The organism is Mycobacterium sp. 852002-10029_SCH5224772, assembly GCF_001667315.1.
Classification (GTDB): Bacteria; Actinomycetota; Actinomycetes; order Mycobacteriales; family Mycobacteriaceae; genus Mycobacterium.
The window spans coordinates 21,836-32,975 of sequence record NZ_LZHT01000072.1 but is presented as its reverse complement, the minus strand read 5'-3'; the positions used below and the strand labels follow the sequence as shown (position 1 = coordinate 32,975).

14 protein-coding genes are annotated in these 11,140 nt (G+C 66.8%); 8 read left to right on the top strand and 6 right to left on the bottom strand.

The genetic code is table 11. The features are described 5' to 3' along the window. Window positions 1-394 precede the first annotated feature (394 nt). The gene (locus A5775_RS12040; protein ID WP_067252255.1) at window positions 395-1,018 is read right to left on the bottom strand and encodes a TetR/AcrR family transcriptional regulator; all 624 of its coding nucleotides are present in this window, start codon (window positions 1,016-1,018) and stop codon (window positions 395-397) included. 3 nt (window positions 1,019-1,021) lie between these two features. After that, window positions 1,022-1,792, bottom strand: a complete 771-nt coding sequence (locus A5775_RS12035) for an SDR family NAD(P)-dependent oxidoreductase (RefSeq protein ID WP_067252253.1) — start codon at window positions 1,790-1,792, stop codon at window positions 1,022-1,024. A 42-nt stretch (window positions 1,793-1,834) separates the two neighbouring features. Between A5775_RS12035 and A5775_RS12030 the strand changes: the two genes are divergently transcribed. Genes A5775_RS12030 through A5775_RS12015 form a run of 4 tightly spaced genes read left to right on the top strand, consistent with a single transcriptional unit; the run spans window position 1,835 to window position 6,047 of the window. After that, on the top strand, window positions 1,835-3,097 hold the full coding sequence (locus tag A5775_RS12030; protein WP_067252251.1) for an alkyl sulfatase dimerization domain-containing protein: 1,263 nt from the start codon (window positions 1,835-1,837) through the stop codon (window positions 3,095-3,097). Further along, a complete protein-coding gene (locus A5775_RS12025) occupies window positions 3,094-3,843 on the top strand; it encodes an SDR family NAD(P)-dependent oxidoreductase (protein WP_067252249.1) in 750 nt (249 codons plus the stop codon). Before A5775_RS12030 ends, A5775_RS12025 begins: the two co-directional genes overlap by 4 nt. 3 nt (window positions 3,844-3,846) lie before the next feature. Next, window positions 3,847-5,040, top strand: a complete 1,194-nt coding sequence (locus A5775_RS12020; RefSeq protein WP_067252246.1) for a sulfotransferase — start codon at window positions 3,847-3,849, stop codon at window positions 5,038-5,040. Beyond that, window positions 5,037-6,047: a zinc-binding dehydrogenase gene (locus tag A5775_RS12015; protein ID WP_067252243.1), complete on the top strand. Its 1,011-nt coding sequence runs from the start codon at window positions 5,037-5,039 to the stop codon at window positions 6,045-6,047. The genes A5775_RS12020 and A5775_RS12015 overlap by 4 nt, the downstream gene beginning before the upstream one ends. Here A5775_RS12015 and A5775_RS12010 read toward each other — a convergent pair. Both A5775_RS12010 and A5775_RS12005 read right to left on the bottom strand, forming a co-directional pair. Then, complete coding sequence (locus tag A5775_RS12010; RefSeq protein WP_067252241.1) at window positions 6,034-6,498, bottom strand: YbaK/EbsC family protein; 465 nt, start codon at window positions 6,496-6,498, stop codon at window positions 6,034-6,036. The genes A5775_RS12015 and A5775_RS12010 overlap by 14 nt on opposite strands. A 23-nt stretch (window positions 6,499-6,521) precedes the next feature. Then, window positions 6,522-7,370 carry an NAD(P)-dependent oxidoreductase gene (locus A5775_RS12005; RefSeq protein WP_067252238.1) on the bottom strand — a complete coding sequence of 283 codons (849 nt, stop codon included), beginning with the start codon at window positions 7,368-7,370 and terminating at the stop codon, window positions 6,522-6,524. 312 nt (window positions 7,371-7,682) lie between these two features. Here A5775_RS12005 and A5775_RS12000 point away from each other — a divergent pair, with 312 nt between their 5' ends. Continuing rightward, on the top strand, window positions 7,683-8,345 hold the full coding sequence (locus tag A5775_RS12000) for a sigma-70 family RNA polymerase sigma factor (protein ID WP_067252236.1): 663 nt from the start codon (window positions 7,683-7,685) through the stop codon (window positions 8,343-8,345). Continuing rightward, window positions 8,342-8,656, top strand: coding sequence for a mycothiol system anti-sigma-R factor (gene rsrA / locus A5775_RS11995; RefSeq protein WP_067252234.1), 315 nt, complete (start codon window positions 8,342-8,344; stop codon window positions 8,654-8,656). Before A5775_RS12000 ends, rsrA begins: the two co-directional genes overlap by 4 nt. A 6-nt stretch (window positions 8,657-8,662) precedes the next feature. Here the strand turns inward: rsrA and A5775_RS26240 are convergent, their stop codons facing one another. Next, a complete protein-coding gene (locus tag A5775_RS26240; protein ID WP_011728008.1) occupies window positions 8,663-8,737 on the bottom strand; it encodes a 50S ribosomal protein bL37 in 75 nt (24 codons plus the stop codon). A 223-nt stretch (window positions 8,738-8,960) separates the two neighbouring features. Between A5775_RS26240 and A5775_RS11990 the strand changes: the two genes are divergently transcribed. Both A5775_RS11990 and A5775_RS11985 read left to right on the top strand, forming a co-directional pair. Then, entirely contained in the window at window positions 8,961-9,176 is a 216-nt protein-coding gene (locus A5775_RS11990; RefSeq protein WP_007773063.1) for a biotin/lipoyl-binding carrier protein, read from the top strand. A gap of 51 nt (window positions 9,177-9,227) precedes the next feature. Continuing rightward, window positions 9,228-10,727, top strand: a complete 1,500-nt coding sequence (locus A5775_RS11985; protein ID WP_067252232.1) for a sensor histidine kinase — start codon at window positions 9,228-9,230, stop codon at window positions 10,725-10,727. A gap of 74 nt (window positions 10,728-10,801) precedes the next feature. Here the strand turns inward: A5775_RS11985 and whiB1 are convergent, their stop codons facing one another. Beyond that, window positions 10,802-11,056 carry a transcriptional regulator WhiB1 gene (gene whiB1, locus A5775_RS11980; RefSeq protein ID WP_036467351.1) on the bottom strand — a complete coding sequence of 85 codons (255 nt, stop codon included), beginning with the start codon at window positions 11,054-11,056 and terminating at the stop codon, window positions 10,802-10,804. Between the last annotated feature and the right edge of the window lie 84 nt (window positions 11,057-11,140).

Here is an 11,140-nt window from a genome sequence, read left to right as displayed (position 1 = left end):
GCGCAGGCACGGTCCACCTCGGCATCGAGCGCGTCGAACACCGCGTCGACATCGGGCAGACCAGTGGAACTCATACCGCGAAACTATCGACACCCACCGACAAAAGACCCCGCATTGTGACCGCTGAAACCACAGTGACACAAGGGATTTCGCTATGCGTTTTCGATATCCGTAATCGGACCCGCGTGAGGTGGGACGACCGGCAGCACGGGCGAAACCGCTCGCGCAAAATCAGTTACCGAGCATTAACAACCGCCAGTTTCCGGCCGCCGCACGATCGGGAACGCACCAGAAGTTGTTCCAGTTTCCCGGCTTCGTCGCCTTCACGCCCGGGCCGGCATCCTGACACGCACAGCGCTAACGGTAGGTGCCGCGGGGCTGCCGCGCGGCGCGCTCAACGTTCCTGAGCCGCAAGCGCAACGGCCGTGGCCACCGCCTCCAGCAGGCGGGTGAGTTGCTCGGCGTCGCCGACGGAGCGGTCGCCGGCGGCCAACCGGGTGAAGATGCCGGCGATGAACGTCGTGACGGCGGTGGTCTGTGCGGCGAGCAGTTCGGGGTCGCGGATGTCCGGCTGTAGGTGGGCGATGGCGTCGCGGGCCATCGTGTTGATCCGGGCGACGAAAACCTGCGACGTCTCGGCCAGATCGGGATCGCGCGCGGTGCCCAGCAGCAGTTCGTGGCGCGCGCGGTTCAGCATCAGCCCGGGCCCGTTGGCCTGCATCATGGTGAGCCGGGCCAGGTGCGCGAACGGTGAAACCGGGTCGACCGGCTCGTCGATCACCGACTGCAGATTGCTCACGTCGATCTCGGCCACGCGCTTGCCGACACCACGCAGCAGGGCCGCGCGGGTCCGGTAGTAGTACGACGTGGTGCCCTCGGGGACGCCGGCGCACCGGTCGACCTGCCCGTGGGTCAGCCCGCGCGATCCGTGCTCGGCCAGCACCCGGATCGCCGCGTCGCACAGGTCGCGGCGGCGTTCGTCACCGTCGCGTTTGCGTGATCTCGTGCCCGCTGCCATGGGTCACCGAAGGACGGTGCCGCCGTCGATGTTGACGACCTGACCATTGATCCACTCGCCCTCGTCGGACAGCAGGAAGGCGACCAGCGCCGCGATGTCACCGGGCTCGCCGACGCGCGGTCCGCGAATGCGCTTGAGCGCGCCGGCCTCCAGGTCCGGCCACTGCTGCACCGAGCGGATGGTCTCGGTCGCGGTGAACCCAGGCGCGACCGCGTTGCAACGGATGTTGTCCTTGCCCCACCGCGACGCGACGTGCCGGGTGAGCGCGCCGATGCCGGCTTTCGCGGTGGCATAGGCCGGGCGCGCGGGTTCACCCTGGAACGCCGCCGCCGACGACATGTTGACGATCGCCCCGCCGCCGCGGTCCAGCATTTTCGGGATGGCGTACTTCATCGCGGCCACATACCCGCGCAGGTTCACCGCCATCACCCGGTCCCAGACGTCGAAATCGATGTCCACCACGTCGGTGTCGGCCCGAATGGTGCTCATGTCGGCGCCCACGTTGAACAAGAGGTCTACCCCGCCGAAAGTCGTTGCGGCGGTGTTGATCAGCCCGGCGACCGACGCGGGATCCGCCAGGTCGAAGCCCACGTGGGTCGCCGTGCCGCCGGCGGCGGCGAGGCGTTCGGTCGCTTGCTGCGCTGCGTCGACGGCGACGTCGCCGATGACCACCCGGCAGCCTTCCCCGGCCAGACGGGCGGCCGTCGCCGCACCGATGCCCGTGGCGCCGCCGACCACGACCGCCACCTTGTCGCACAGACCCTGCATTCCCATGGATATTGACTTTACCTCTAGAACTGTAGAGGATCGCCAATCATGGCTGGGATTCATCGGGAGCGCCCCGGGGCAGGCGACCTGTCGGCGGCGACGGACACGCCCGCGCTGGACCTGGGCCACGGCGTCTGGATGTCACCGGGCGTCTCCAACGCCTATGCGGTGGCCACCGATGAGGGGCGAGTCATTGTCAACAGCGGGCTGGTCTTCGAAGGACCGTTGCACCGCAAGGCTTTTGCCGACGTGTCCGGCCCGACGCGGGCCATCGTCGTCACCCAGGGGCATGCCGACCATTGGGGCGGGGTGAACTCGCTGCGCGAGCAGGGCGCCTCGGAAACCCAAGTGGTGATGCACCGCAACTACCGGTATTGGCGCGACGACAACACGCTGCTGATGGGCTATCGGGTCCCCAAGACGTCGTTCGCCTTCCAGAAGTTCTCCGACGCGGTGCTCGAGCACTTCAAGACCATCGACCCCGCGACCATCGACTTCTCGTTTCCCGAGCCGACGACGACGTTCGACCAGCGTCACAGCATCACCGTCGGCGGACGGGCCTTCGAGCTGGCGTGGACGCCGGGTGGCGAGACCACCGACGCGCTGGTGGTGTGGCTACCGCAGGATCGAATACTGTTCAGCGGCAACCTGTTCGGACCGCTGTTCGGCCACGTGCCGAACCTGATGACCATCCGCGGCGATCGGTATCGCGATCCGATTCTCTACATCGAGTCATTGAACACCGTGCTGAAATACGGACCGGAGCGGTTGATCACGGGCCACTTCGACCCCATCGAGGGCGCCGATCGCATCGCGGAGGAAGTCACCGCGATGCGCGACGCCATGCAGGCCGTGCACGACCGCACGGCCGAGCTGATGAATTCCGGTGCCGATGTCCATACCGCGATGCGCGAGGTCACGGTGCCTGAGCACCTCGACATCGGCGAGGGGTACGGCAAGACCTCGTGGAATGTGCGTGCCATCTGGGAGATGTACACCGGATGGTTCCGGCATCGCTCCACCACCGAGTTATACGGGGTTGCACCGGATTCCGTTGCTACCGACGTGGTGAGCGCGGCGGGCGCGGACGCGCTGGTGGACGCGGCCCGTGCGCACCTAACGGCCGGGCGGCCGGTGCAGGCCGTGCATCTGACCGACCTGGTCCTCGCGGCCCAGCCGTTGCACGCGGCGGCACGCGCGGTCGCTGCCGACGCCCACGAAGCGCTGCTGGCCGACACCGAGAACTTCTGGGAAAAAGCCTGGCTCACCAAGTCGATCAACGAATTGAGGACCGCGAAAGGAACGGCATGAACACCGTCAACTTCGATTTCACCGGCGCCCACGTGCTGGTGACCGGCGGGACCAGCGGCATCGGCAACGCCATCGCCGCCGCCTTCGCCGGCGCGGGGGCCGCGGTCACGGTGACCGGCACCCGCGGGGCGCCTGCGGACTATCCCGAGGCGAATCTGGGCGCCTACACCTACCGACAGTGTCAGATCCAAGACCCCGAATCCGTTGATTCCCTGGCTGATTCGCTGGGTGAATTGGACATCTTGGTCAACAACGCGGGCGGGCCCTATCCCGCGGGCGACGAATACGACCCGGACGGCTACGTCGCGTCGGTGACGCAAAACATGCTCGGCCCCATGCGGCTGACCATGCGCTGCCACGAACGCCTCAAGGCCAGCCAGGTCCCCGGCGGCGCGAGCGTCGTCAGCATCGTGTCGATGTCGGCCTTTCGCTCGGCGGTCTTCGTCCCCGGCTACGCCTCGTCCAAGATGGGCCTGATCGCCCTGACGATGAACCTCTCCCGCCGATGGGCCGACGACGGGATCCGGGTCAACGCCATCGCACCCGGGCTTATCGACACACGAATGACCCACCCCGCCATGGGGATTCCCGAAGTGATGGACGTCGAGATCGGCTTCCACACCCCGCTCGGACGGCCTGGCACCCCGCAGGACTGCGCCGGTGCGGCGCTATTCCTGTGCACCGACGCCGCGTCGTACATCACCGGCACCACGATCGCCGTCGACGGCGGATACCTGACGGTCTGAGAAATGAGCGACCCCAAGAACTTCGACAGCGTCTCGACCACCGACGACGTCTTCAAGCTGGCCGCACAGCGCACCGGCCTGAGCGAAATCGATTCCGACTCTTGGCGAGACGGCCTGGCCATCATGCTCGACGAACTCAACAGCTCTCCGGTGTTCACGCCGTTCGGCCGGGAACGTGTCCTCGACGACGCCACCAACGCGCTGGGGCGGCGCATGCAGGTCCACGACTACATCACGGCACACCCCGAAGTGCTCGACACGCCCGTCGAACGGCCACTCATCGTGCTCGGCATGCCCCGCACCGGAACCACCGTCATCAGCTACCTGCTCGACCAGGACCCCGCCCGGCGATCGTTGCTGCACTGGCAGTGCGTGCACCCGATCCCGCCGGCTCCCACCGAGGCGCTGCGCACCGACCCGCGCTGCCTGGCCCTGCTCGAGGAACAGCGCAAGATCCTCGAGCTGGTCACGCAGGCGAAAATGCCGCTGCCGCACTGGGAAGACGCCGACGGCCCGACCGAGGACATGTTCATTCACAACCAGGACTTCAAAGGCCTGTCCTGGGACTCGTTTTTGCCGACGGATCGCTACGCGCGGTGGCTGTTCGATGAGACCGACATGAGCAGCACCTACGAGTACCAGAAGCGCTACCTGCAGGTCCTGCAGTCCACCGCCCCGGGTAATTGGAGCCTGAAGATGCCCTCGCATTCGGTGCACATCGAGGCGTTGCTCGCGGTGTTCCCCGACGCCCGGCTCATCTGGGCGCACCGCGATCCGTACAAGGCGACCGGTTCGCTGTGCAACCTGTGGCGGCTGCCGCAGAGCCTGGTGATGAACACCGAACTGATCGATCAGGCCGACATGGGGCGGCTCGCGATGTGGCAGCTGCGCTACCACGTCCAGCGGCCGCTGCGGGTCCGCGACCGCATCGGCGACGAGCGCTTCTTTCACATGTATTACCACGAGATGATGCGCGACCCGATGGGCGTCATGCGACGCATCTACGAGTGGTCCGACGAACCGCTGACCGCTGAAACCGAAGCGCGCATGCGTAATTGGCTCACCGAGCATCCGCAGGACCGGTTCGCACTCAACGCGTATCGCCTCGACGAATACGGCCTGACCGTCGAAGCGCTCGAGCCGATATTCGCCGAGTATCTCGATACCTTCGACATCGAACTGGAGGGCGCGCCGTGAAAACATCCGTCGTCACCGGCCCGGGTAAAGCCGAAGTGCTCGACGCCGAGCGTCCCACCGTGGGCCCCCACGACGTGCTGGTGCGGATGCGCGCCTGCGGCATCTGCGGTTCGGACGCCTTCTACATCACCATCGGCGGCCTACCCCCGCGGCAGGGACGCACACCGCTCGGACACGAGCCCGCCGGGGAAATCGCCGAAGTCGGTGCGCAGGTGAGTGGCCTGGCCGTCGGCGACCACGTCGTCATCAACCCCATGGCCGCGCCCAGCGGCATCATCGGCAACGGCGGACCCAGCGGAGCCCTCGCCGACTACCTGCTCATCGAAAACGCGGTCCGCGGAACGAGTCTCGAGGTCATTCCAGACCACATCCCATGGCAGGTGGCCGCGCTCAACGAGCCGATGGCCGTCGCGCGTCACGGCGCCAACCGGTGCCGACCCAAACCAACCGACAAGGTCGTCGTGTTCGGCGCCGGGCCGATCGGGCTGGGCGCCACCCTGGCGTTCAAATCCCTTGGCGTGAGCCATGTTGTCGTCGTGGATCTGCTTGCCGGCCGCCTGGACAAGGCGCTGCAGATCGGCGCCGACGCCGTGATCAACTCCGCCGACGAGGACGTGGTGGCGCGCCTGATCGAGCTGCACGGCGAAGGCGATTCCATGTTCCCCGGGAGGGCCGGCACGAACATCTATCTGGACGCGGCCGGTGTGCCCGCCGTCGTCAACACCGCGCTGGCGGCCGCGCAAAAGGGCGCCACCGTGGGTATCGTCGGCGTCCACAAGGAGCCGGTGTCCGTCGACCTGATCAACGTGATGAGCAACGAGATCACCCTCGTCGGAAGCATGGGCTACCCCGACGAAATCTTCGAGGTGACCCACGATCTGGTGGCGAACTGGGAGAAATACGCGCTGATCGTCAGCCACACCATCCCGTTCGGCAGCGTCGGCGAGGCGCTCGAGCTGGCGCAAACCCCGGGCGCCGCGGACAAGGTCGTCGTCACGTTCGACTGATGTCGGCGGTGATCGCGCCGGTGAGCCGGATCAGGTCGTGCGGCGCCACCGCGACGTCGTAATGCCGCTTGCCGGCGCTGCACAGCACCCGATCCCAGCGCAACGCGGAGCTGTCCAGCACCGTGCGCAGCCGCTTGCGCTGGCCGAACGGCGAAATGCCGCCCACCACATAGCCGGTGGCCCGCTGCGCGGCGGCGGGCTCGGCCAGTTTGGTTTGGGAGGCCGCCTTGGCCACACCCAGCGCCGCGGCGACCGCCTTCAGCGACAACCGCGACGGCACCGGCACGATCGCGACGGCCAGCTCGCCGGGCAGCGCGACGATCAACGTCTTGAAAACCTGTTCGGCCGCGATGTCGGGCGACTCGGACAAATCGGTGACCGTGTCGAAGTGCAAGACCTGATGCGGCACACCGGCTTTCACCAATGCGGCGATGCCGGGGGTGGCGGCCAACCTCGAGCCGTTTCGATCGGGGGCTAAGGCCCCGTGTACCCAGGAGGGTTGACGCCGTCGACCCAGAAATCCACGCCCAGCTTGGAGCCGGGGATGCAGTCGTAGGCCGAGAGGTCTTTGACGCCGGATTCCACCAGCACGTCCTCGCACAGCAGCATGTTGCCGGTGTACTCCTTGGACGGCTTGTTCAGCACGACGTAGGCGGCGTCGGAGTACACCTCGGGCTTGCGGGCGCGGCCCATCGCCTCCTCACCGCCGAGCAGGTTCTGCACCGCGGCCGTCGCCACCAGCGTGCGCGGCCACAGCGTGTTCGACGCGATGCCCTCGTCCCGCATTTCTTGGGCGATGCCCAACGCGCACAACGTCATGCCGAACTTGGCCATCATGTACGCGGTCGGCTTCAACCATTCGTCGCCGAGCAGCACCGGCGGCGACAGCGTCAGGATGTGCGGATTCTCCCGTCCCTTCAGATGCGGGATGCAGGCCTGCGACACCGCATACGTGCCCCGCACCTGGATGCCGTTCATCAGATCGAACCGCTTCATCGGCACCTCGGTGATGGAACCCAGGTTGATCGCCGATGCGTTGTTGACACAGATGTCGATGCCGCCGAACTGCTCGACGGTCTTCGCCACGGCTGCCTCGACCGAATCGGGGTCGCGGACGTCGCCGACGATCGGCAGGGCCTGCCCGCCGGCCTCCTCGAGTTCCTTGGCCGCGGTGAACACCGTTCCGGGCAGCTTCGGATGCGGCTCGGCGGTCTTGGCGATCAGGGCGATGTTGGCGCCGTCCTGTGCGGCGCGCTTGGCGATCGCCAGGCCGATGCCGCGACTGGCGCCGGAGATGAACATGGTCTTGCCATTCAGGGACATGGCGTCACACTAACGCCACGGTGGAATCGACCCGCTCGGGGTCTGCATCGGGAATCCGGGACCGATAGGACTGCGGAATTTCGCCCCGGAAATAGCCGGATCGCGCGCGGGGTTGATCCAATTGGTTTCGATGCGGTGGGTCACACCCGGGCAGACAGTGTCAGGGTGAGCCTTTAGATTGGGAGGAGCAGCGTGGTGTCAACGGCGACGAGCCTGTTAGGCGAGGAGCGGTTGGCTGGCGTCCTTGCGAGGCCGGTGGTGCTTTCAGTGCTTTCCGGTGACACCGCAGCAGAAGGGACCGGGTTAATCGACATGGCCGACTCTCTAGATGGCCGAGATGGCGCGGCAGGACCGGAGATCACCGAGCCCGCGGCGCCCGAAGAGACGGACGCGGAGCTGACGGCGCGTTTCGAGCGAGACGCGATTCCCCTGCTGGACCAGCTTTACGGCGGTGCGCTGCGCATGACGCGAAATCCCGCCGACGCCGAAGATTTGCTGCAAGAGACGATGGTGAAGGCTTACGCCGGCTTCCGTTCGTTCCGGGCCGGCACCAATCTCAAGGCGTGGCTGTACCGGATCTTGACCAACACCTACATCAACACCTACCGCAAGAAGCAGCGCCAGCCGGCGGTGTACCCGACCGAGGAAATCACCGACTGGCAGCTGGCCGCCAATGCCGAGCATTCCTCCACCGGGCTGCGCTCGGCCGAGGTGGAGGCGCTGGAGTCGCTGCCGGACTCCGAGATCAAAGACGCGCTGCAAGCTTTGCCGGAAGAATTTCGGATGGCGGTCTATTACGCCGATGTCGAGGGTTTTCCGTACAAGGAAATCGCCGAAATCATGGATACGCCCATCGGAACGGTAATGTCACGGCTGCACCGCGGCCGACGGCAGCTGCGTGGCCTGTTGGCCGACGTTGCCAAGGAGCGGGGCTTCAACCGCGGTCAGCAGACGCACGAGGAGGTGTCGTCATGAGCGAGTTCGCCGGTCAGGGCGGTGCTTCTCCGGATGCCTGCCCCAACGACGAGTCGCACGGCAGCGTCGGCTGCGCGGAGGTCATCCGCCAGGTCTGGCTGCTGCTCGACGGTGAATGCGGCCCGGACACCCGCGAACAACTGCGCCAGCATCTCGAGGCGTGCCCCGGCTGCTTCAAGCACTACGGGCTCGAAGAGCGGATTAAGGCATTGATCGCCACCAAATGCAAAGGCGAGCGGGCCCCGGAGGGCCTGCGCGAGCGGCTACGGCTCGAGATCCGGCGCACCACCATCATCCGGCGTACGCAGTAGCGTCCCTCAGGCGTTGGGCCGCTTGCCGTGGTTGGCCTTGCTGTGCTTGCGGTCGCGCTTCTTACGGCCTCGTTTGGCCATGGGTCGAACCTCCGTTGATTGCTGTCAAACCGAGCGCCGGGCGCCGGTTGGCTTGTCGTCCAGTCTCTCACGAGACGCCGCACGCAGTGTCTTCGCCCTGGTGCCGCGGTCCCGACGGGCCCTGTGGTTCGATGTAGGCGAGCTTGATAGAACGTTGATGGACCAGCAACCAGCGATGAACCAGCAGCCAGCCTGCGCAGAGGCCGAAACGAGTGGGGTGAAGATGGCCGAGGATGTGCGCGCCGAGATCGTGGCCAGCGTGCTCGAAGTCGTTGTGAACGAGGGTGACCAGATCGGCAAGGGCGACATCGTGGTGCTGCTGGAGTCGATGAAAATGGAGATCCCCGTCCTTGCCGAGGTCGGCGGCACCGTCAGCAAGGTGAGCGTGTCGGTGGGCGACGTCATTCAGGCAGGCGACCTCATCGCGGTGATCAGCTAGCCGATCAGGCCCCTTCGACCAGCCGCCGGGGAACGACCCGGGGAGTAAGCGATGTCAACTCTCGGTGATCTGCTCGCCGAACACACCATGCTGCCGGGCAGCGCCGTCGACCATCTGCACGCGGTGGTCGGAGAGTGGCAGCTGCTGGCCGACCTGTCGTTCGCCGACTACCTGATGTGGGTGCGCCGCGACGACGGCGTGCTGGTGTGCGTGGCGCAGTGCCGGCCCAACACTGCGCCCACGGTGCTGCAGACCGACGCGGTGGCCACCGCCGTCGCCTCGGAGGAGTTGGGCCTCGTCGCCGAGACCTTCGCGTCGGGCATCGCGAAGCGGGATGACGTTGCGGGCCAAGAAAATTCGTGGCTGCCGGGCACCCACGTCGAGGCGTCCCCGGTGCGGTACGGCGGCCAGGTGGTGGCCGTACTCACCCACCATCAGACCGCGGAGGCCGCCGACCGCGCATCGGGCCGGCTGGAGATCGCCTACCGGCAGTGCGCCGGCGACCTGGTCCACATGCTCGCGGACGGGACCTTTCCCGACGCGGGGGACGTGGTGATGTCCCGCTCCACCCCTCGGGTCGGCGACGGGTTCATCCGGCTCGACGTCAAAGGTGTTGTGGACTATGCCAGCCCCAACGCGCTGTCGGCCTACCACCGCATGGGCCTGACCGCCGACCTGGAGGGCCACAACCTCATCGAGGTCACCCGGCCGCTGATTTCGGATCCGTTCGAGGCGCAGGAAGTGGCCGAGCACGTGCGCGATCTGGTGGCCGGCGGGCGCAGCATGCGCATGGAGGTCGACGCCGGGGGAGCCACCGTGCTGCTGCGCACGCTGCCGCTGGTGGTCGACGGTGCCAGCGCCGGTGCGGCGGTGCTGATCCGCGACGTCACCGAGGTGAAGCGCCGCGACCGGGCCCTGATCTCCAAGGACGCCACCATCCGCGAAATCCACCACCGGGTGAAGAACAACCTGCAGACCGTCGCGGCGCTGTTGCGGCTGCAGGCCCGCCGCACGGTCAACGCCGAGGGACGGGAGGCCCTCATCGAATCGGTGCGCCGGGTGTCGTCGATCGCACTGGTCCACGACGCCCTGTCGATGTCGGTGGACGAGCAGGTCAACCTCGACGAGGTCATCGACCGGATCCTGCCGATCATGAACGACGTGGCCTCGGTGGACCAGCCGATCCGGATCAACCGGGTCGGCGACCTGGGCGTGCTGGACTCCGACCGGGCCACGGCCCTGATCATGGTGATCACCGAACTGGTGCAAAACGCCATCGAGCACGCCTTCGACCCCGCGGTCGAGGAGGGCTCGGTGACGATCCGCGCCGAGCGCTCCGCGCGCTGGCTCGACGTCGTGGTGCACGACGACGGCCGCGGGCTGCCGGAAGGGTTCAGCCTGGAGACCTCCGACAGCCTCGGACTGCAGATCGTGCGCACCCTGGTCTCGGCCGAGCTGGACGGCACCCTGGGCATGCGCCGGGCGGGCGGCCGCGGCACCGACGTGGTGCTGCGCGTCCCGATCGGTCGACGGACCCGAATGCTGCTGTAGGCAGGAGGCCTATGCATAGACGCAAGAGTGCGGCCCCGACAATCGTCGAGGCCGCACCGATTTGCTTATCTGGGTTAAACCCCGCTGCGGGCTTTCGTCCGGGCGTTGCGACGCTTCAGCGCACGCCGCTCGTCTTCGCTCATGCCGCCCCAGACGCCCGAGTCCTGGCCCGTGTTCAGGGCCCAACCGAGGCACTCTGTGGTCACCGAACACCGATTACAGACCAGTTTCGCGTCAGCGATCTGCGCGAGCGCCGGACCACTGTTCCCCACCGGGAAGAACAGCTCCGGGTCTTCGTCACGACAGACCGCCTTGTGGCGCCAATCCATACGTCTTACTCCTTACTGAGTGCGCAGCAAGGCGCACGGCTATTTTCTCCGGCTGTTAAACGCGTGCAGAAGAAAAGGGGCCGC